Below are 21556 nucleotides of genomic sequence, written 5' to 3' on the forward strand. Positions count from 1 at the left end.
GTCCATCGAATAGCTCTTGCCCATGATCCACCTCCATCCACGGTGAATCACGCTTCGTCAGATTTGGGAATCCTTCGATTCCCGATTCAGGCACGACGCTCTAGCCGCACGGTAACATGCCATCACGGCAGGTGTGGATCAGTGCGCGCGCATCTCCGCACGCGGATACATCTGCTCGAACTGGCCCATGGCCTGGGGTGACAGGCTGACCGCCAGCCGAACCGATCCGTCCTTGCCGTCCACGCGTTCCAGAACCCGGCCATTGCGGTAGAGCCAGGCGATCGCAGCCCCCTCTCCCACCGGGGCGTAGATGTCGATGGGCGGCGCCTCATCAACCAGTCCGGCCACGACGGACAAAAGCGCCTCGCACCCCTGCCCCGTTACGGCAGACACCAGCACCGCGGCTGGATTGGCCCGGCGCGCGTCATGGGCCAGATCTGCCTGCCGGTCGGCGGGAACCAGGTCGGCCTTGTTCCACACCTCGAGGATGGCGCGGGCTTCCATGTCGACGCCGAGGCGGCCCAGTACGGTGCGCACGTCCTGCGCCTGGGCGGCGCTCTCCTCGCTGGCGATATCGCGGACGTGCAGGACCACATCGGCCTCCCTGACCTCTTCCAGCGTGGCGCGGAACGCCTCCACCAGTTCGTGCGGCAGGTCGGAAATGAAGCCCACGGTGTCCGACAGGATGGCGGGGCGACCATCCGGCAGTTTCAGGGTGCGCAGGGTGGGGTCGAGGGTGGCGAAGAGCATGTCCTCGGCCACCACGTGTGCGTCCGTCAGGCGGTTGAACAGGGTGGATTTGCCGGCGTTGGTATAGCCCACCAGCGCCACCGTCGGGAACGGCACCCGCTTGCGCGCCGAGCGCTGCAGGGTGCGGGTGCGTCGCACCTCCACCAGTTCCAGCTTCAGCTTGCGGATCTTCTCGGCGATCAGGCGACGGTCGGTTTCGATCTGGGTTTCGCCCGGGCCGCCCATGACCCCGAAACCGCCGCGCTGGCGTTCCAGGTGGGTCCAGGTGCGGACCAGTCGTGATTTCTCGTAGCTCAGCCGCGCCAGTTCCACCTGCAGGCGGCCTTCACGGGTGCGCGCGCGGCGGGCGAAGATCTCGAGGATCAGGCCCGTGCGGTCCATCACCTTGGCCTGCCAGGCCTTTTCCAGATTGCGCTGCTGCACGGGCGTCAGGGCGTCATCGATGATCACGACGTCGCAGTCGAGGTCCTCGACGAGGGCGGCGATCTCCTCGACCTTGCCCTTGCCGAACAGGGTGGCCGGGGTCAGCTTGCGCAGGTTGACGGCCAGGGTCTCGCGGACCTCCAGGTCAAGCGCCAGGGCCAGGCCCGCGGCTTCTTCCAGCCGGGCCGCCGGCAGGCGCGCGTCTCCGCGCCCCTCCCGATCAGGATAGATGACGAGGGCGCCCTGGACGGGCGCCTCACGGTCTACAGATTTTGAAGTGCTCAATCGACCTCGTCGTCCGCCGGCTCGTACAGCTGCACGGGTTGCGACGGCATGATGGTGGAGATGGCGTGCTTGTAAACCAGTTGCGACTGGCCGTCCCGGCGAAGCAGGACGCAGAAATTGTCGAACCAGCTGACCACGCCCTGAAGCTTGACGCCGTTCACCAGGAAAATGGTCAGGGGGGTCTTGGTCTTGCGCACGCTGTTGAGGAACGTGTCCTGCAGGTTTTGTTTCTTCTCGCTCATTGGCTTTCCGCCTCTTCTTTTGATCGGGCGGCAAATCCGCCCACACACAAGTTCACGCTATGCCGCAATTTGCGACGGTTGCAATCGCTCGCGGTCGTTCAGACCGCAGTTGCCTTCGCATGCTCGATATAGAGCGCCCGCAGCCTCGCCGCCACCGGTCCGGGCTTTCCCGAGCCGATGGGCTTGCCGTCCATCAACACGACAGGCAGCACCAGGGTTCCCGCGCCGGTGATGAAGGCTTCCTGCGCGTCGAGCGCTTCCTGTGGCGAGAACGGGCGCTCCTCGACTTTCAGTCCGGCCTGGCGCGCCACATCTAACAATGACAGCCGGGTCACGCCTCGCAGGATGTTGGCGTTGGTGTCCCGCGTGCGCAGGGCGCCGTCGCGATCCACGATCCAGGCGTTGGAGGACGCGCCCTCCGTGACCAGACCCAGGTCATCCACGAACCAGGCTTCGACCGCGCCGACCTCGCGGGCCTTCTGTTTGGCCATGGCGTTGGGAAGCAGGCCGACGGTCTTGATGTCGCACCGACCCCAACGGTTCTCCGGCGTAGTGACGACGGCGACACCCTTGCTCGCCCGCGCCTCGGAGGCCTCGCGATCCACGCGGCTGACCGTGATCACTATGGCCGGCGGCGTATCAGCGGCCGGGAAAGCGTGATCGCGCGGGGCGACGCCGCGGCTGACCTGGAGATAGACCAGGCCTTCACTCACCCGGTTACGGCGGACGGTTTCCTTCAGCACAACGGTGAGCGCCTTGCGGCTCATCGGCATGGGGATCCGAAGCTCGCCAAGGCTGCGCTCCAGGCGGGCGAAATGCCCCTCCGGATCGCTCAGCTTGCCGCCGAACAGCGCCCAGACCTCATAGACAGCGTCAGCGAACTGATAGCCGCGATCCTCGATATGCACGACGGCGACGGTCTTCGCCACGAAGCGACCGTTCACATAGGCGATGCGTGACATGCTCAGTTCTCCTCGACATCAAGGCCGCGACCGCCCGACAATCCCAGGGACTTCAGCTTGCGGTGCAGGGCCGAGCGCTCCATCCCGATGAATCCGGCGGTCCGGGAGATATTGCCCGAGAACCGCAGCATCTGGGCGGTGAGATAATCGCGTTCAAACACCTCCCGGGCTTCCCGCAAAGGCAGGGCGATGATCCGCTCGGCCCCGAGGGAGGATGAGCTGTCCTGCACCGAGGCTTCCTGCGGCAGCATGTCGGCCGTAATCGGATCCGAGGGTGCGCCGGATGCCAGGATCAGCATCCGCTCCACATTGTTCCGCAATTGCCGAAGATTCCCCGGCCAGGCGCGGACCTGCAGCATGGCCAGCGCATCATCCGACAGGCGACGGCGCGGCATTCCGGAAGCTTCGCAAATCCGGTCGATGAAGTTTTCGATCAGTTCCGGGATGTCCTCGCGGCGTTCACTGAGCCCGGGCACATTGACGGGGACGACATTCAGCCGATGAAACAGGTCTTCACGGAACCGTCCCGCCGCAATCTCGGCGCGAAGGTCTTTCGAGGTGGACGAAATCACCCGGACATCGACCTGAACGTCGGCATCGCCCCCCACCCTGCGGAACCGCTGCTCGACCAGAACCCGCAGGATCCGGCCCTGTGTCTCGCGCGGCATATCGGCGGCTTCGTCCAGATAGAGCGTACCGCCGTGAGCGCGTTCGAACACCCCGATCTTGGCCGTGCGATTGGCAGTGCCTTCCTCGCCGAAGAGCTCGACATCCATCCGCTCCGGGGTCATGCCGGCCGCGCTGATGGGGACGAACTCATTGCGAGAGCGGGGGCTGGCCCCGTGGATGAGCCTGGCGACGGTTTCCTTGCCGGAACCCGCCGGTCCCGAGATCAAGACCCGGCTGTTGGCGCCGGCCAGCTTACCGATCATCTGGCGCAATTGCTGTGAAGCCACAGAGCGGCCGATCAGTCCCCCGGGCGTAATCGCCTGGGTGCGGAGACGGCGGTTCTCACGGCGCAGGCTGGTGGTCTCGAGCGCGCGTTCCACCACGAGTAGCAGCCGGTCCGACTTGAATGGCTTTTCCAGGAACTCATAGGCGCCCCGCTTTATGGCGCTGACGGCGGTCTCGATGTTGCCGTGGCCGGAAATCATGATCACCGGCAGGTCGGCGTCCAGCGCTCGGACGAGATCCAGCAGTTCAAGGCCGTCAATCCCGCCGCCGGCCATCCAGATGTCGAGGATCAGCAAGGAGGGCTTGCGGGCGCGGATGGCCGCCAGCGCACTCTCGGAGTCACTCGCCGTTCGGACATCATAGCCTTCGTCGGTCAGGATTCCCGCGACGAGATCGCGAATATCCGCTTCGTCGTCGACTACCAGAACGTCAGCCGCCATCAGGTGTTCCTCATCATGCGGATACGGTCCGCAGCGTATCTTCGATGCGTGCGGACCGGGTAACTGGCAATCGAAGGATCGCCATAGCGCCCTGCCCCGAACGCGCGTCAGTCAGTTCCAGATCACCGCCGTGATCCTCAAGGATGCGCTTGACGATCGCCAGACCCAGGCCGGTCCCCTTCTCGCGGGTCGTCACGTAGGGCTCGGTCAAACGATCCCGGTCCTTGGTTGGCAGGCCCACACCATTGTCCTCGACCTCGATAACGACGGCGCCGTCCTCGACCAGCAGTCGCGCTGTGATGCGGCCCTTGAGGTGCGAGACCCCCGAGCGGCGCGCCTCTACGGCTTCGGCGGCGTTCTTGAGCACATTGGTCAGTGCCTGACCGATCATTCGCCCGTCTATGAACAGTGATACTTCAGGCGCCGGTTCCTGCAGTTCCACGGTGAGGTCCGGGCTGGCCACCCGTTGGGCGAAGACCGCAGCGCGCAGCATTTCTGTGGCATCCAGCCGCTCGAACCGCGGCGCCGGCATACGGGCGAAGGACGAGAATTCATCCACCATGCGTCCGATATCGCCGACCTGCCTAACGATGGTGTCCGTGCATCGATCAAAGGTTTCCAGATCCGCCGGGGCGATGTTCTGCCGGAACTTGCGGCGCAGGCGCTCGGCCGAGAGCTGGATGGGGGTCAGGGGATTCTTGATCTCGTGGGCGATCCTTCGGGCCACATCACGCCAGGCCGCGTTGCGCTGGGCGGCGACCAGGCGGGTCACGTCGTCGAAGGTCAACACCAGACCCCCCTCGCTATGGCTGGCGCGCACCCGAAGCCGTCGCGAATCCCGCCCGCGCGCCACGTCGATCTCACCTTCGGCCTCGCCAGATCGTCCGGCAGCGGCGAGTTCGGCGAATTCCGGCACAGCCTCGGCCAGCCGACGGCCACGGCCATGATCACCCGGCAGCGCCAGCAGGATGGCGGCCTGTCGGTTGGCCACCGAGATCCGACCGTCAGGATCCAGACCAATCACGCCTGCACTGACCTCCGCCAGTACCGTTTCGATGAACTGGCGCCGCTCCTCGGCTTCCTCCCCGGCCCGACGCAACGCCTCCTGTTGCGCCTGAAGATCATGGGTCATGCTATTGAAAGCGCGTGACAAGACCGCGATCTCGTCGGGGTCGGCTTCTGCGTCGACCCGCGCGCTGAGATCGCCCTTGGCAACGCGGCCCGCCGCCTGCACCAGACGCGCCACCGGGGCTGATATCGTCGCAGCAGCGCCAAGCCCCAGCCAGACGGCGCCGACCAGCAGAAGCAGCGCTGTCTCGATGTAGCTGACGGTGAAGATCATCTGGATCTTCTTCCGGTTCTGGGCGATGTCCCGATAGGAAATCAGGGACCCCTCCGCGTCGCGAAGACGCGAGGTGATGCCCGGCTGAAGCGGCCTCGAGACATAGAGATAGACGTCCGAGAATGCGATCAGACGATAGAGCCCGCGCATGACGTCCGATCCCGGCGGATTGACGATGAACAGATCGCCCTTGTCAGCCCCGCTGAACGCCTCGGGCGGAGGCGCCAGAAAGGGCGGCGCGCCGGCGCTATCGGCCCGGGTGACGATCTGGCCCTTGCCATTGATCAGATAGGCCGCCGGAAAACCGTGATACGAGGCCAGCGCCGAAAGATAATCACTGGCGGCGTCGGGTTTGGCCTGCATTGCGCCGGCCTCGCGATTGAGGTCCGTGGCCATGCCCTCGGTCACATGGTCGAAGATGTAACTCGTTTGTTCGGCCACGTAGGACCGGAACACCGTAGCCGAGTTCTCGACCACCGTCTGAACCCGCTCGCTGAACAGTTTTTCCACGCCTTGATTGACGACTGCGCCATAGAACACCGCGATAACCAGGGCCGGAACCAGGGCCGCGGCCGAAAACAACTGCACGAACCGCAGGTGAAGCCGCGCGCCGGCGTCATCGGACCGGACGCGAATGAGCGCCACGATCCGCAGGGCCATGACGGTCATCAGGCCCAGGATCAGGACCATGTTCAGAACCAGCACCGCCAGGATCACGCGGCTGATCGGTCCGATTGGTCCCTCGGTGGGCGGGTAGGCTGCCAGAACAATAGCCAGGCTGGTCAGCGCGGCCGCCACGCCGTAGCCGATCCCAAGCACCAGCCGGGACTGCAGCACGGTCCAGATCCGACCCAGGGCCGGGTGATTCAAGACAAGATGGGCAAGGGGCGCCATTGACCCGAGTCTAGGCCCCTGTGGTTTGGAATCAACAACTATGTGGCTGGATTACACATCCAACGAGTGTGGTTTCAGCGGCGCCCTCGAGCCATTTCGACGCCAAGATCCTGTATCTTCTTGCGCAGGGTGTTGCGGTTGAGCCCGAGTATTTCTGCAGCCCGGACCTGGTTGCCGCGTGTCGCCGTCAAGGTCAGCTGGATCAAAGGTCGCTCCATCTCCTCCAGCACCCGGTCATACAGCCCCACCGGCGGGATGCCGTCCGGCTGATCGGCGAAATAGGCCGCCAGTTTCTGCTCCACAAGTTGGGAGAGCGTTGCCGGGCCGTCCTGGCCGTGGATCACCGGTTGCTGGTCCGCCAGTTCCTTCTCGATGATCCGCGCAGTGATAAGGTCTTCGCCATAGAGCGCGCAGACCCGCCGCACGAGGTTCTCGAGTTCACGCACATTGCCCGGCCAGTTGTGGCGCTTCAGCCGGTCGAGCGCGCCCGAGTCGATAGTCTTGGCCGGTAGGCCTTCTCGATTGGCGCGAAGCAGGAAGGCGCGCGCCAGATCCGGAATATCCTCTGACCGGTCCTTGAGCGGCGGAATGCGCAAGGGCGCCACGTTCAGGCGGAAGAAGAGGTCCTCCCGGAACAGGCCCTGCTGGATCAATGCTCGTAGATCCCGGTTCGTGGCCGCGATGATCCGCACATTCGGACGGCGACCCGTCTTGGGATTTACCGTGGGCTCCGACCCGTCGATGACCCGCAACAATCGGGTCTGGGCGTCGAGCGGCATGTCTCCAATCTCGTCCAGGAACAGGGTGCCGCCGTCTGCATCGACCAGTTTGCCCTGGTCGGTTTCATCCTTGCCGAAGAGCTCTGTCTCGACCCGCTCGCGTGGCGTGGCTGCGAGGTTGATCACCACGAACTTGCCGTCGCGACGGCGACCCATGTCATGTAGCGCGCGCGCCACCAGCTCCTTGCCGGTGCCGGACTCGCCCGTGATCAGAACGGTGAGGTCGGCCCCGACCAGACGGGCCACGGTGCGATAGACCTCCTGCATGGGGGCAGAACGCCCGATAAGCGGCAGGCGGTCATCGCGTACGGCCCGCGCCTGGGCCTTGGCGGCTTCTGCATCCGCGGGTCGAGACAGCGCCCGGCGGGCGGCAGACGTCATGTCATCCAGGTCAAACGGCTTGGGGATATACTCGAACGCCCCAACCTCGGCTGCATTCACCGCCGTGATCAGGCTGTTCTGGGCGCTCATGACGATGATCGGCAGTTTTGGCCGCTGTTTCTTGATCCGGGGCAGCACATCAAAGACGTTTTCGTCCGGCATCACCACGTCGGTGATCACCAGATCGCCTTCCCCGTCGGTCACCCACTTGAGCAATGTGGTGGCGTTGCCGGTGGCGCGGACCTGATAGCCCAGACGGGTGAAGGCCTGACTGAGCACCAGCCGGATCGATGCATCATCGTCGGCGATGAGGATCTTCTTGGTAGCGGTATTCATGAGATGGCATCCTCAGGAGCCGCGATCGGCAACAACACACGAAAGACCGTGCGACCGGGTTCGGACTCGAAATCGATCAGACCGCCGTGACCGGCGACCAGTTTGGCGACCAGCGCCAGCCCCAGGCCGGCGCCGTTGGTCTTGGATGTGACGAAGGGCTGGAACAGGCTCTCGCGGATATGATCCGGCACGCCCGGCCCATTGTCCTGTATCCGGACCTCAAGCGGCGCGCCTCGCAGCGCCTGCCCTTTCGCTGCGCGCACCCGCACGCCGTGACGATAGGCGGTGTGAATCGAAACCTCACCGCGCCCGTCGTTCCGGGAGTTCGCGGCCTCGGCGGCGTTCTTCACAAGGTTCAGGAAGATCTGGATGAGCTGATCCTCATCCCCAGGCACTGGAGGCAGCGAGGGATCATACATCTCCCTCAAGCCCAGACCTTCGGCGAAGCCGTTGCTGGCCAGGGCGCGCACTCGATCCAGAATCTGGTGAATATTGATCGGCGTGAGGGTCGGCAGGGCGTCGTCAGAGAACGCCTCCATCCGGTCTACCAGCCGGCGCACCCGGTCGGTTTCCTCGACGATGAGTTGCGCCAGCGGAACATCTTCGGCCTTGGCGCCGCTCTTCAGAAGCTGGGCCGCGCCCCTGATACCGGCGAGGGGGTTCTTGATCTCGTGGGCCAGCATGCGCCCCAGGCCGACAAGAGATCGTAGTCCCGCCGCCTCGTGCGCGTTGCGCTCGTTGCCGAGCCCGTTCCTGACGCTGAGGGTCAGCAGCACTGATCCATCGCCAAGCGGGGCGGCGGCGCCGTCCGCCTCGAACGGCGGCAGACCGAACAGGCTGATCTGGATGCCCCGCTGCCGGACCCGCCCATCTTCCTCAATGGCCCGGTTCAGGAGCGAAACCAAAGCCGAGCCATGCGGCAACGCGGCGCGGAACCGGCCACGCGCGAGCAAAGCGAGACCCTGACCGAACAGGGATTCCGCCGCTTCATTCACCGCAACCAACGAGCCCGCCGCATCCACGACCAGAGCCGGGTCAGGGCTCAGCTCGAAGGCCGCCGCTTTCAACGCGTCCATGTCCACGCCAACGGATTGAAGTCTTGTCCTGCCACTCATGCCGCCAGCCTGTTCTCCGGAGATCCCCAGAGGCGGGTTAGCCCCTGCTCGACGAGCTTGGCGTCCTCCAGACGACAGAGAGTCGAGCGCGCTTCTCTTCTGGCCTGCGCATCGGCAGGCCATGGGGCGTTTTCGATGTAGGCGGCGAGGTGTTTGCGAAAAATCCGCAGGCCCAGGCGCTCGCCGTAGAAGTTCAGGCTGTCCCGAAGGTGATCGATGGCGATGGTCAAGCGGACCTCAGGGTCAGGTTCTGCAAAGGGCCGCCCGTCCAGCATTGCCTCGATCTGCGTGGCCACCCAGGGGCGACCGTAAACTCCGCGCCCGATCATCACGCCGTCGGCGCCCGAGGCCTCAAGTGCGGCGTAGGCACTGGCGCCATCGACAATGTCGCCATTCACGATCACCGGGATCGAGACGGCGTCCTTGACCGGGCGAACCGCCGCCCAATCGGCTGCACCCTTGTAGAACTGGCACCGGGTTCGGCCGTGCACTGTCACGGCGCGGACACCGACGGCCTCTGCCCGCGCAGCCAACTCCGGCGCATTGCGGGACGTATCGTCCCAGCCCAGGCGCATCTTGACCGTCACCGGCACATTCACCGCTTCCACCGCGGCAATCATCAGTTCTATCGCCAGGTCGGGTTCCCGCATCAGCGCCGAGCCGGCCATGACACCCGTGACCTCCTTGGCCGGGCATCCGAAGTTGAGATCGATGATCTGCGCGCCGGCGGCGACCGCGAGGCGCGCGCCTTCGGCAATGTGGTCGGGCCGGCGGCCCACAAGCTGGACTACCATCAACGGCAGCCCCTCGCCCACGGCCGCACGGCGCACAACGTCCGGTCGACCCTTCGAGAATTCGGCGCAAGCGACCATCTCGGTCGCCACATAGGTTGCGCCGAGTCGGCTGGCCGCGCGGCGGAACGGGAGGTCAGAAACCCCGGTCATGGGTGCGATCCACACCCGCCCCCCGACCTCGACACTTCCCAGTTTGAGCGTACTGCCCATTTACTAGTCACCCCTACCGCCACCTTTTTAGGCAAATGCATCAGCCGCGTAAAGCTGGAACAATCGATCAGGCTTGCCTAAGACCCTCTCATGACCTTCTCCGCTGTCATTGTCGCCGCCGGCGACGGCCTGCGCGCCGGCCCCGGCGATCCCAAAGCCTGGCGCCATCTGTCAGGCAGGCCGATCCTGCGCTGGTCGGTTGAGGCTCTTCTGGCCGCCGGCGCCCGGGAGATCGTGGTGGTGGTTGCAGCGGATCGGCTGGCCACGGCGGACGTGGCATTGAACACACTTTCGGGTTGGCGCGCCGTTGCCGGCGGATCAACCCGCGCCGCCTCGGTTCGTGCGGGCCTGGCTGCTCTGCCCCCCCATCCGGACGATGTGGTTCTGATCCATGATGCGGCGCGTCCGTTCGTGACCCGGGCTCACGTCGAACGCCTGATCGCCGCTCTGTCGGACCGCGACGGCGCCATCCCGAGCCTTCCGGTTCCCGACACCCTGAAACGCGGCAATGGCGAAGTGACGCAGACCGTGCCTCGCGATGGCCTGTGGCGAGCCCAGACACCCCAGGCCTTCCGGCGCGCGGCGCTGGAAGCCGCCTATGATGCCTGGCCGGCGGACCTGGAGCCTACTGACGATGCATCGGTCCTTGAGCGGGTCGGCGGACGGATCGCCATGGTCGCGGGTGATCCCATGCTGATGAAACTGACCTATCCGGAGGACTTCCTGATGGCCGAACACCTCGCAGGGGCGCAGCGCGTCACCCGCATCGGTCAGGGCGTTGACGCCCATCGCTTCGGCCCCGGCGACGCCGTCTGGCTCTGCGGGGTGCGAATCCCCCACGATCAGGGTCTCATTGGCCACTCCGACGCCGACTGTGCGCTGCATGCGCTCACCGACGCCATCCTGGGCGCCATCGCGCAGGGCGACATCGGCCAGCACTTCCCGCCGTCCGATCCACAATGGAAAGGCGCCTCATCGGATCGCTTTCTGGCCCATGCCATGAAGCTGGTGGCCGACCAGGGCGGGCGGGTCGTGAACATTGACCTCACCCTGGTCTGCGAGCGCCCGAAGATCGGACCGCATCGTAACACCATGCGGGCCCGGATCGCCGAGATCACCGGCCTTCAGACCGGCCAGATCAGCGTCAAGGCCACCACGACCGAGGGCATGGGCTTCACCGGACGGCAGGAAGGCCTGATGGCGCAGGCGGTTGTTCTGGTGGAAACACCAGCCTGATCCGCTCAGGGCAACCAGAGCCACCGCGCTTTCAGGTTCGCGTATATGGATCCCGCGAGATTGGTGTAGTCATCCGTCCAGGGGCGCACCAGGAACGGATTGGCCTGTCGCCAGCGGTTGTCGGCGGCGAACCGGGCCAGAGCCTGATGGCTGTTTGCGGCGATCACTGCGTCTTCCGGCAACTCCCATGTGCCCATCGGATCCTTGTCCGGCCGATACTCCTGAACCAGCGCCCATCCGCCTGCCTTGCGGGTGACCGACTGCGCCGGCCCCAGCAGGTCGAGGTTCCGGTTCGAAAGATGAAGGATCAGGATACCGTCAGGCTTCAGCTTGGTCAGGTACCCCCTTACCGCCTCCACCGTCAGCAAATGCGCCGGCACCGCGTCTGACGAGAACGCGTCGATCAAAAGGATATCAAACGACCCCGCCGGCTGTTTTGCGACCGTCAGTCGCGCGTCGCCGATGACGTAATCGACCGGGGCTTTCGCGCATTCGCTCGTGTAGCTGAAATTTGCGGGGTCGCTGGCGACCTTGACCACCAGTGGATCGATCTCGAAGAACGTCAGCCGGTCGCCGGGCCGCACGTAGGCCGCCACGGATCCGGTTCCCAGGCCTACAGCACCGATCCGCAGATTGGGCCGCACCGCCGCCATGGCGGTGAACACCTGTCCGATTGGCGTCCGCGGGGTGTAGTAGGCCAGCGGTCGACAGCGATACTCGGGTCTTTGCGCCTGGGCGCCGTGCAGGGTTGTGCCATGGGCCAGCATCTTGACCGTCCCGCCCAGGCTGGGAACCTGGGTCTGGGAGAGCTTCAGCACCCCGAAGAAGCTTCGCCAGCTCTGGCGCGTGTCGGTTCGATCCGCAGCTGTCTCGGCGGCGTAGGACAGCACCGCAATGATCGCAAAGAAGAACAGCGCCTGTCGCCTGACCAGGAGGGCCGAGATGACCGCCAGGGCCAGCAGGCCTTTCATGGCCATGTCGAACAGTTCCGACTGGTCGAAAGCGCCCACGATCGTTTCGGTGGTCAGCTGCGACGATGCAAAGGTCACCGCGATCGGTGTGGCTACCGCCGCGCCGATCCCAAGGATCAGTAGCAACCAGTTCCAGATGGGAATTCGATTGAGGTTGCCCCAGGGCCTGGCCAGGCAGGCGAGCACCAGGATGATCGGATACTCCCAGACATCCGGGAACATCACCGGCGCCAGGAAGGCGTTGAACCCACCGCCCACGACCCCGCCTATCGAGAGGCAAAGGTAGAACTCGGTCAATCGCCCCGGTTCCGGCCGGCGCGCCACCAGCCGCTGGTGGCACATCAGCGCCGTCAGGAAGAACGCGGCCACATGGATGAACAACTGTAGCCCGAAGAAGGTGCTCCGGAAGGGCAGCAGAGCGGCACACGCGGCAAGAGCTGCGCCTTGTAGCGTCAGCGTCAGAGCCGGCGAGATCGCGGGCTTGTCCTGGAATGCGACGATGAAGGTGATCAGATATAGCGCCAGCGGCAGCACCCAGAGGAACGGCGCGGAAGCGACATCAGTGGTGATGTAGGTTGTTACACCCAGCATCAGGCTGGACGGGATAGCCGCCAGGGCGATCCACACGAGCCGGTCGCGCCAGGAGGTCTTGCCGACAGTCGCCTGCGCCTCATCCGTCGAGGCTGAGCGAACCCTCGAGACTGCGAACCCGAGGCTGGCGATCAGGACAACAAACAGACCATAGCCCGCACTCCAGCCGAACCTTTGTCCGACCAGCGTAAGGGCCGGCTCCACGGCGACGGGATAGGCCAGCAACGCGATCAGGCTGCCCAGATTGCTCGCCGCATAGAGGGCGTAGGGTTCCTTTCCCTCCAGGGCGCCGGTTGTCCGGGCGTACCAGGCCTGCACCAGAGGCGCAGTGGCCGACAGGATGGCGAAGGGTGCGCCGATCGAAAGGGTCAGAACCGTGAGAAGCCAGAGGTTGGGATTGTCGGACGACGGCGGCCCGGCCAGTTCGCTCACCCGCAGCGGGAGAACCAGGGCGGCCAGCGCCAGCGCAGCGCAGTGAATGATCGCCTGCCGGCGGATCGAGGTCACGCGCTGCAGGGCGTGGGCATAGGCATATCCCGCCAGCAGGGCGATCTGGAAAAACGCCATGCTGGTGTTCCAGACCGACGAACTGCCACCCAGCAACGGCAGCACCAGCTTGGCCACCATCGGCTGCACCAGGAATACGAGCGCAGCACTGGTGAAAATGGTCACCGCGAACAGCCCAGGTGGGGCCGGCCTGGCCGGTGCGGTGGCCGCAAGCGTGGTCATGGGTCTCGAATCGCCTTGATCGGAAGGGAGGAGCGATGCTCTGTGGTGTGATCCAACCGGTAAAAAGAGACCTAACCCCTATGTTCAATTTGGAGATTGTCACCCTCGCCCGCCTTCTGATCGACGAGGCGCGGGAGCGTTCGCTCCGGATTGTCACGGCGGAAAGCTGCACGGGCGGTCTGGTGGCGGCGGCGATCTGCTCGGTCCCGGGCGCCTCTGACGTCTTTGAACGCGGGTTCGTCACCTACACCAACCGCGCCAAGCAGGAAATGCTGGGTGTGCCCGGCGACCTGATTGCGGATCTGGGAGCGGTTTCCGAACCCGTCGCCCGAATGATGGCGGAGGGCGCGCTGGAGGCCTCAAACGCCCATATCGCGGTCGCGATCACCGGCGTGGCCGGTCCGGGCGGCGGTACCCGGATGAAGCCGGTCGGTCTGGTGCACATCGCCACGGCCCGCTCCAACCAGCGGATCATTCACCAGGAGGAACTCTTCGAGGTGGAAACGCGCGAGGAGATTCAGCTGGCTGCGGTTCAGGCGGCCCTGCAGGCAATGCGGGACCGCATGGTCTAGGTGGCGAGGATGTCCGCCTCCACGGAAACGCCCCATCTCGTTCGGGCGCTGCGCCGCCGCGATCTTGTCGGACTGTTGCTCAACGCCATGATGGGCGCGGGCATGCTGGCGGCGCCGTCAAAGGTTTTCGGACTGGCAGGCGACTGGAGCTTTGTGATCCTGGGCATCAGCGCCCTTATCCTGATGCCCCTGATCCTATGCTTTGCGGATCTGGGTAGTCGATTCACGGCGACCGGAGGGCCCTATGTCTATGCCGGGCAGGCCCTGCCGCCGACGGTGGCCTTTTCGGTAGGGTGGCTCCTGTGGATCAGCCAAGCCCTGTCGGTCGCGACGCTGTCCAACCTGCTTGTCAGCTATCTCGCCGGTTTCGTCCCGGAGATCAGTGAAGGGTGGCCGCGATTGGTCCTGATCGCGGGACTTGGCGTTTTCCTGTCCACCATCGTGCTGACCGGAATCCGACGCTCCGCCGGGGCCAGCAACACCCTGGTGGTCCTGAAAGTCGGGTTCGTGCTGGCCTTTCTGGCGGCCTGCATCGCTTTTGTTCAACCGGACCGATTGATCGTGACCGACGCGCCGCCGCCGCCGGCCACCCTGGCCCAGGCGATCCTCATCTACCTGTTCGCCTACTCCGGGTTCGAGCGCGGTTCCGTGGTGGCTGGCGAATCGCGGGATCCGAAGCGCGATGTGCCCCTGGCCCTGATCGGCAGCATTGCGGCCGTCACCTTCGCCTATGCGGCTGTGCTGTTGATCTGCGTGGGCGTTTTGGCGGAGCCGGCCGCAACAGACCGTCCGCTCGCCGAAGCCGGACGACAGCTTTTCGGCTCCTTCGGCGCGCTTGCCGTGTCGCTGGGCGCCGGCGCCGTGATCCTAGGGACGATCCTGGGGATCCTGATCTCCATGCCGCGGATGTTGCTGGCCATTTCCGAGCAGGGGCAACTCCCGGCAGTCCTGGCGCGCGTTCATGCACGCTGGCGCACCCCATGGATTGCGATCCTGGTGTCCAGCGGACTGTCCTTCGGCTTTGCGATCTTCAGCGACCTGATCGGCGCCTTGACGTTCGCAACGGCTACGCGGCTGGTCGCCTATATCCTATGTTGCGTGGCCCTGTTTCGGATGACCCGCCGCGCTGATGCGCCGCAGCCGCAGTTCCGCCTGCCTGCTGCAGGGCCCATCGCCCTGGCCACAGCGATCCTGTTTTCCGGCGTGCTGGCATTGGGGGCCACGAAAGAATTGCCGCCGCTGTTGACGGTTCTGGCCATTGGTCTTGGCCTCTTCGGGATCACCCGCTGGATGGCGCGCCGTAGAGCGTCCTAGCGCGATCCTCGAAACAGGCCATCAGGCGGTCCACCGCGTGATGGAAATTGGCCGTCAGCATCCCGTCCAGCAAACGTGACTTGAACTCGAAATCGATGTCGAACTCGACCCGGGCACCACCTTCGGCCTCGAAGAACTCCCATCGGTTGGCGAGCTTGCGGAAGGGCCCGGACAGCAGGCTGACCTCAATGCTCCCGACGGCCCTGTTCCGCCGCACCCGTGTCGCGAACCGTTCTTTCAGGAACGAGAAGCCCACGCCGGCTTCCGCATCCAGCGTATCGACGCCCTCGCCCAGGTCCCGGGCGTTCCAGGTCCGCATGCCGTTTATCCACGGCACGAACTCCGGATACCGATCGACGTCGCCGACCAGTTCCAGCAGTTGCACAGGCGTGTACGGCAAAACCTTGGAGACGTGGTGGCGCACCTAGCGTCCTGAGTCCCTGGCCTGACGCGCGGCCTGCAGCCGGGCGAAGTCCTCGCCGGCATGGTGCGAGGAGCGGGTCAGCGGGCTGGCCGAGACCATCAGGAACCCCTTGGCCCGGGCGATTTCCTCATAGGCGTGGAATTCGTCCGGATGCACAAACCTGTCGATGGCGGCGTGCTTGCGTGTCGGCTGCAGGTACTGGCCGATGGTGATGAAGTCGACGCCGGCGGAACGCATATCGTCCATCACCTGCATCACCTCCTCCTTGGCCTCGCCAAGGCCCACCATGATCCCGGACTTGGTGAACTGGGTGGCGTCGCGTTCCTTCACGCGCTCCAGAAGGCGCAGTGAGTTGTAGTACCGGGCGCCCGGGCGGATGCTGAGGTACAGGCGCGGCACGGTCTCCAGATTGTGGTTGAACACGTCCGGTCGGGCGTCGATCAGGCCGAAAACGCCGTCGACCGGCTTGCGCAGAAAGTCCGGCGTCAGGATCTCGATGGTCGTCCCGGGCGCAGCGGCCCGGATCGCCAGCACCACGGCGGCGAAGTGCGCCGCTCCGCCGTCAGTCAGGTCGTCGCGGTCCACCGAGGTGATGACCACATGTTTCAGGCCCATCTTTGCCACCGCATCGGCCACACGCGCGGGCTCGGTGGGGTCAAGCGGCTCTGGCTTTCCGGTCGCGACATTGCAGAAGGCGCAGGCCCGGGTGCAGGTCTCGCCCATGATCATCATCGTGGCATGGCTCTTGGACCAGCACTCGCCGATGTTGGGGCAGGCGGCCTCCTCGCAAACCGTCACCAGCCCGTGGCTCTTCACGATCTCGCGGGTGGCGTTGTAGCCGGCAGAGCCCGGCGCGCGGACGCGCAACCATTCCGGTTTGCGCAGCAGAGGCGTGTCCGGCCGCGCCTGCTTCTCGGGGTGACGCGGTCGGGGCGCCTTCAGCGTGTCGATCACAACAGCCATGGGCCCTAGATCGTCTTTCGCGACGTTCGGATCAAGCACAGGCTTCGTCCGGACAAACGCGACGATACCGATCTTTCCACATGGCGCGCCAGCCGATAGGCTCCCGGCCAACGACAACAATGCGGGAGGCACGCCCTTGCGTGCGTTCGACAGCGCCCTGGCGCAGTCCACAGTCTTTGACGCGCTGATCGCGGCTTCGAAGACCTATGGAGCCAAAAAACTGATCCTGGAGGATCAGGAACGCAATCCGCTGAGCTACACGGATCTGATCCGGGCGGCGTTTGCGCTTGGTCGCAAGATTTCCGGATTCACCGCCCGTAGTGAACGGGTCGGCGTGATGCTGCCGTCCAGTTCGGGCGGCGTTGTGACGTTCTTCGCGCTGCATGCGTTTGGTCGCATCCCGACGATGCTGAACTTCACGGCGGGGATCCGCAACCTGAAGGCTGCCTGTGAACTGGCCGGCGTCAAGACGGTGCTGACGTCCCACCGGTTCGTGGAACAGGGCAAGCTGCACGACCTGATCGACGCGCTCGAGACCTTGACCAAGGTGGTCTATCTCGAAGACGTGCGCGCCACGGTCGGCCTGGCCGACAAGCTGTTCGCCGCCACGGCCGGAGCGTTCCCCAGCCGGTTCCGGGCTGCAACCACGCCGCCGGATCCCGGGGTCATCCTCTTCACGTCCGGCAGCTTTGGCGCGCCGCGCGGCGTGGTGCTTACCCAATCCAATCTGGTGGCCAATGCGCGCCAGATCGAAGGGCTGTTCCCGATGAACCGCGACTGGGTGTGGTTCAATCCGCTGCCGATCTTCCACTGCTTCGGCCTTACCGCCGGAGCCCTGCTGCCGATCCTAGGCGGCATGAAGTCAATCCAGTACCCCTCGCCGCTGCATATCAAGCAGATCCCGCCGCTGGTGAAGGACACCAAGGCCAATGTCCTCTTCGCCACCGACACCTTCCTGAACCAGTACGCGAGGTCCGCCGAGCCTGACGAACTTTCCGGCCTGGCCTTCGCCGTCTGCGGCGCCGAGCGGGTGCGCGAAGAAACCCACAACATGTTCCGCGAGAAGTTCGGGCCGATCCCGTTGCTGGAGGGCTATGGCGCCACCGAGGCCTCACCCGTCATCGCCTGCAACATTCCGACCGATAACCGGCGCGGCACCGTCGGGCGGCTGGTTGCTGGCGTGGAAACCCGGCTGGAGCCTGTGGAAGGCATCCCCGGCGGCGGCAAGCTGCTCGTGCGGGGCCCGAACATCATGGCGGGCTACCTGAACGCCAACGGCGGGATCGATCCGCCGAGCGAGGGCTGGCACGATACCGGCGACGTCGTTTCGATCACCGACGACGACTGGATCACGATCATGGGTCGCGTCAAACGCTTCGCCAAGATCGGCGGCGAGATGGTGTCGCTGACCGCCGCCGAGGATCTGGCGTCCGCCGTCTGGCCGGACAGCCGCCATGCCGTGGTCTCCCTGCCTGACCCGAAAAAAGGCGAACGGCTAATCCTGGTCACAGACCGGCGCGACGCCGACGCCTCAAGCCTGATCGCCCACGCCAAGTCCATCGGCGCACCCGAACTGGCCGTGCCGCGCAAGATCATCCTGGTGCAGGAGATTCCTGTGCTCGGCACCGGCAAGACCGATTACGTGGCCCTGCAGAGGATCGTCGATACCGAGATGCAGCGAAGGGGATAGAGGCGTGTTGGACTACCGTCCCCCACGATGATGGGTTCTCAACCCTTCGCTCCTTGTGGGAGAAGGGATGCTCGGGCGCCTTCAGATCGGAGCCTTTTGGACCCCATAATCAGATGTGCAGGACCTTGCCGTAGGCGTCCAGCGCACTCTCGTGCATGGCCTCGCTCATGGTCGGGTGCGGGAAAACGGTGGCCTGGATGTCCTCTTCGGTGGCTTCCAGGGTCATGGCCAGCGCATAGCCCTGGATCATCTCGGTGACCTCGTGGCCGATCATGTGGGCGCCGATGAGCGCGCCGGTCTTGCCGTCGAACACCGTCTTCACGAAGCCGTCGGTCTCGCCGGACGCAATCGCCTTGCCGTTCACCTTGAAGGGGAAGCGTCCCACCTTTGGCTCCAGTCCCTGCTCTTTTGCCTGCGCTTCGGTAAGGCCCACCGAGGCGATCTGCGGGTTCGTGTAGGTGCAGCCGGGGATCGGGGATGTAAGGTTCGACGGCTTCAGGCCGGCGATGTGCTCGATACAGTGAACACCCTCGTGACTGGCCTTGTGCGCCAACCACGGCGGTCCTGCCACATCGCCGATGGCGTAGAGCCCGGCCTCGCCCGTGCCGCCGTGGCTATCGGTGACGATGTGGGTGCGGTCGATTTTCACGCCCAGGGCCTCAAGGCCTATGTCCTCGACATTGCCAACAATGCCGACCGCGACGATGCAGACGTCGGCTTCCAGGGTTTCGGCCTTGCCGCCGGCTTCGATTTCCAGAGCTACACCGGTTTTTGTCTTGCCGAGTTTCTTCACCGCCGCGCCGACCCGGAACTTGATCCCTCGCTTCTCGAAGGCCTTTTGCGCCGCCTTGGAGACCTCTTCGTCTTCCACGGGCAGGATGCGCGGCAGCATCTCGATCACCGTAACGTCCGAACCCAACGCCCTGTAGAAGCTCGCGAATTCCATGCCGATAGCGCCGGAGCCGATGACCACCATGGTCCTGGGCGCGGCCTTGGGCACCAGGGCCTCGCGGTAGGTCCAGATGCGCTCGCCGTCCGGCTCCAGCCCGATGGCCGGAATGGTCCTTGCCCGTGCGCCTGTCGCCAGGATCACATGCCTGGCGGTCAGCTTGCGCGCGCCGACCACGACGGTGGGTGCGCCATGCCCTTTTTCGAGCCTTGCTGTGCCGACGACCACCTCGATCTTGTGCTTCTTCATCAGGAAGGTGACGCCGGCGTTCAACTGGGCAGCCACCTTGCGTGAGCGCGCGATCACGGCGCTGAAGTCGAACGATCGCTTCTCCACCGACAGGCCATAGTCACCCAGATGACCCAGCGCCTCATACATCTCGCCGGATTTGAGCAGCGCCTTGGTGGGAATGCAGCCCCAGTTCAGACAGATCCCGCCCAACTCTGTCCGCTCAACGATCGCGACGCTCATCCCCAGCTGCGAGGCGCGGATCGCCGTCACATAGCCGCCCGGGCCGGATCCGATGACGATCACATCGAAGGCGTCAGACATCAGAGCAGCCTTTCAATCGCGCCCTCGAGCGCCTTGGGTTCCACAGTCGGCGCGAAGCGATCCACGACCCGGCCGCTGCGGTCGATCAGGAACTTGGTGAAGTTCCACTTGATGCCGGATGTGCCAAGTACGCCCTTTTTCTGCGTCTTCAGCCACGCATAGAGCGGGTGAGCGGCAGGCCCGTTCACGTCGATCTTTCGCATCATGGGAAAGTCGACCTCATAGGTCAGTGAGCAGAAACTGGCGATCTCGGCGGCGTCGCCCGGCTCCTGGGCGCCGAACTGGTTGCAGGGGAAGCCCAGGACCACGAGGCCCCGATCCCGGTACTTCGACCACAGCAGCTCGAGGCCATCGTACTGGGGCGTGAAGCCGCATTTGCTAGCTGTGTTGACGATCAGGACAACCTTGTCCCGGTAGTCGCTGAGCGGCGCCGGCTTGCCATCCAGGGTCTCGGCGCTGAAGTCGTAGAACTTGCTCATGGCCATGCTCACACGATCAGGGTGATAGGATCTTCCAGCAGCGGTTTGAAGGCCGCCAGCCAGCGCGCGCCGGTCGCGCCATCCACGACGCGGTGGTCGCAGGTGAGCGTCACTGTCATCACCGTGGCGATGGCCAGTTCATTGCCGCGTACCACAGGCCGCTTCTCGCCGGCGCCCACCGACAGGATCGCGCCCTGCGGCTCGTTGATGATCGAGGCAAAGCTCTTGATCCCGAACATGCCCAGGTTGGAGACGGAGAAGGTGCCGCCCTGGAACTCTTCAGGCTTCAGCTTCCTGGTCCGCGCCCGCTCGGCGAGGTCCCTGGCCTCCGTGGCGATCTGCGCCAGGCCCTTGGTTTCGGCGCTGCGGATGATCGGGGTGATCAGGCCGCCCGGTACAGCAACGGCCATAGCGATATCGGCGTGATGGTGCATGGCGATGCCTTCGGGCGTGTAGGAGGCGTTGGCCTCCGGCACCCGCATGAGCGCAACGGCGGCGGCCTTGATGACCATGTCGTTGACGCTGACCTTGACGCCCTGCTTCTCGAGCATCGCGTTGATCTTGGTCCGGGCGGCGAGCAGCACGTCCAGCTCGATGTCGACGTTCAACGGGAAGTGTGGCACGTCGCGGAAGCTGTCGGTCATCCGCCGGGCGACGGTCTTTCGCATACCGTCCAACGGGACCAAGTCGTAGCTGCCCGGTGCGATGCCCATCTGCTCCAGGCTCTGGACCTGGCGCGGGGCGGCGGGTGTCGGGGCGGCGGCCGTGGCGGCCGAAGGCGCCGCGGCCTTCGCCTGGCCGGGTTTGGCGGCCTCGACATCGGCCTTGATGATCCGGCCATGTGGGCCAGAGCCGGTCACAGACCCCAGGTCGACGCCTTTCTGTTCGGCGATCCGGCGGGCCAGCGGCGAAGCGAAGATGCGCGCTTCCAACGGGGAGCCCCCTCCGGCGCTTTGCGCCACCTCCCCCCTATCGCGCTGCGCGCTGGGGGAGGAACTGGACGCCCGTTGCTCCCCCGCTGGGGGAGCTGTCGGCGCAGCCGACTGAGGGGGCTTCACCTCCGACGCCCCCGCCTCCCCGGCCAGTCGCGCGATGGTCGCATTGACCTTCACGCCCTCGGCGCCCTCGGCCACCAGTAGCGCCTCCACGACGCCCTCATCGACCGCCTCGACCTCCATG

General features: G+C 65.1%; 18 protein-coding genes. 4 read left to right on the plus strand and 14 right to left on the minus strand.

The genetic code is table 11. From position 1 onward, the window contains the following. Positions 1-138: 138 nt before the first annotated feature. The 8 genes from hflX to dusB all read right to left on the minus strand — a co-directional run bounded on the left by hflX (position 139) and on the right by dusB (position 9907). Positions 139-1458, minus strand: a complete 1320-nt coding sequence (gene hflX / locus ACIQ3B_RS13480; protein ID WP_397403396.1) for a GTPase HflX — start codon at positions 1456-1458, stop codon at positions 139-141. Then, positions 1455-1700: an RNA chaperone Hfq gene (gene hfq, locus ACIQ3B_RS13485; protein ID WP_397403398.1), complete on the minus strand. Its 246-nt coding sequence runs from the start codon at positions 1698-1700 to the stop codon at positions 1455-1457. Before hfq ends, hflX begins: the two co-directional genes overlap by 4 nt. A gap of 98 nt (positions 1701-1798) precedes the next feature. Continuing rightward, on the minus strand, positions 1799-2662 hold the full coding sequence (locus ACIQ3B_RS13490) for a D-amino-acid transaminase (RefSeq protein ID WP_397403400.1): 864 nt from the start codon (positions 2660-2662) through the stop codon (positions 1799-1801). A gap of 2 nt (positions 2663-2664) precedes the next feature. Next, complete coding sequence (locus ACIQ3B_RS13495) at positions 2665-4056, minus strand: sigma-54-dependent transcriptional regulator (RefSeq protein WP_397403401.1); 1392 nt, start codon at positions 4054-4056, stop codon at positions 2665-2667. A 13-nt stretch (positions 4057-4069) separates the two neighbouring features. Then, positions 4070-6292, minus strand: a complete 2223-nt coding sequence (locus ACIQ3B_RS13500; protein ID WP_397403403.1) for an ATP-binding protein — start codon at positions 6290-6292, stop codon at positions 4070-4072. Positions 6293-6366: 74 nt separating this feature from the next. Further along, a complete protein-coding gene (ntrC, locus tag ACIQ3B_RS13505; protein WP_397403405.1) occupies positions 6367-7788 on the minus strand; it encodes a nitrogen regulation protein NR(I) in 1422 nt (473 codons plus the stop codon). Then, a complete protein-coding gene (locus ACIQ3B_RS13510) occupies positions 7785-8903 on the minus strand; it encodes a nitrogen regulation protein NR(II) (RefSeq protein WP_397403407.1) in 1119 nt (372 codons plus the stop codon). The genes ntrC and ACIQ3B_RS13510 overlap by 4 nt, the downstream gene beginning before the upstream one ends. After that, entirely contained in the window at positions 8900-9907 is a 1008-nt protein-coding gene (gene dusB / locus ACIQ3B_RS13515; RefSeq protein WP_397403408.1) for a tRNA dihydrouridine synthase DusB, read from the minus strand. Before dusB ends, ACIQ3B_RS13510 begins: the two co-directional genes overlap by 4 nt. 90 nt (positions 9908-9997) lie before the next feature. On the opposite strand from dusB, the gene ACIQ3B_RS13520 reads away from it, so the two are divergent. Further along, complete coding sequence (locus ACIQ3B_RS13520) at positions 9998-11143, plus strand: bifunctional 2-C-methyl-D-erythritol 4-phosphate cytidylyltransferase/2-C-methyl-D-erythritol 2,4-cyclodiphosphate synthase (RefSeq protein ID WP_397403410.1); 1146 nt, start codon at positions 9998-10000, stop codon at positions 11141-11143. Between the two features lie 5 nt (positions 11144-11148). On the opposite strand, the gene ACIQ3B_RS13525 is transcribed toward ACIQ3B_RS13520, so the two are convergent. Next, positions 11149-13434: a spermidine synthase gene (locus ACIQ3B_RS13525; RefSeq protein WP_397403412.1), complete on the minus strand. Its 2286-nt coding sequence runs from the start codon at positions 13432-13434 to the stop codon at positions 11149-11151. Positions 13435-13514: 80 nt separating this feature from the next. Between ACIQ3B_RS13525 and ACIQ3B_RS13530 the strand changes: the two genes are divergently transcribed. Together ACIQ3B_RS13530 and ACIQ3B_RS13535 are read left to right on the plus strand one after the other, a co-directional pair. Continuing rightward, the gene (locus ACIQ3B_RS13530; protein WP_397403414.1) at positions 13515-14006 is read left to right on the plus strand and encodes a CinA family protein; all 492 of its coding nucleotides are present in this window, start codon (positions 13515-13517) and stop codon (positions 14004-14006) included. 9 nt (positions 14007-14015) lie between these two features. Next, positions 14016-15320: an APC family permease gene (locus tag ACIQ3B_RS13535; RefSeq protein WP_397403416.1), complete on the plus strand. Its 1305-nt coding sequence runs from the start codon at positions 14016-14018 to the stop codon at positions 15318-15320. Here ACIQ3B_RS13535 and ACIQ3B_RS13540 read toward each other — a convergent pair. Beyond that, positions 15286-15744, minus strand: a complete 459-nt coding sequence (locus tag ACIQ3B_RS13540) for a type II toxin-antitoxin system RatA family toxin (RefSeq protein WP_397403418.1) — start codon at positions 15742-15744, stop codon at positions 15286-15288. The genes ACIQ3B_RS13535 and ACIQ3B_RS13540 overlap by 35 nt on opposite strands. Next, entirely contained in the window at positions 15745-16707 is a 963-nt protein-coding gene (gene lipA, locus ACIQ3B_RS13545; RefSeq protein WP_397403419.1) for a lipoyl synthase, read from the minus strand. 136 nt (positions 16708-16843) lie between these two features. Here lipA and ACIQ3B_RS13550 point away from each other — a divergent pair, with 136 nt between their 5' ends. Further along, positions 16844-18397: an AMP-binding protein gene (locus ACIQ3B_RS13550; RefSeq protein ID WP_397403421.1), complete on the plus strand. Its 1554-nt coding sequence runs from the start codon at positions 16844-16846 to the stop codon at positions 18395-18397. Positions 18398-18506: 109 nt separating this feature from the next. On the opposite strand, the gene lpdA is transcribed toward ACIQ3B_RS13550, so the two are convergent. The 3 genes from lpdA to ACIQ3B_RS13565 form a co-directional block, all read right to left on the minus strand. Beyond that, positions 18507-19898, minus strand: a complete 1392-nt coding sequence (gene lpdA, locus ACIQ3B_RS13555) for a dihydrolipoyl dehydrogenase (protein ID WP_397403423.1) — start codon at positions 19896-19898, stop codon at positions 18507-18509. Next, positions 19898-20377 (minus strand): glutathione peroxidase, encoded by a 480-nt coding sequence (locus ACIQ3B_RS13560; protein WP_397403425.1) that lies wholly within the window; start codon positions 20375-20377, stop codon positions 19898-19900. The genes lpdA and ACIQ3B_RS13560 overlap by 1 nt, the downstream gene beginning before the upstream one ends. An 8-nt stretch (positions 20378-20385) precedes the next feature. Continuing rightward, a partial coding sequence (locus tag ACIQ3B_RS13565; protein ID WP_397403427.1) for a 2-oxo acid dehydrogenase subunit E2 occupies positions 20386-21556 on the minus strand: 1171 nt, incomplete at its 5' end.

The organism is Phenylobacterium sp. (assembly GCF_044358365.1).
Classification (GTDB): domain Bacteria; phylum Pseudomonadota; class Alphaproteobacteria; order Caulobacterales; family Caulobacteraceae; genus Phenylobacterium.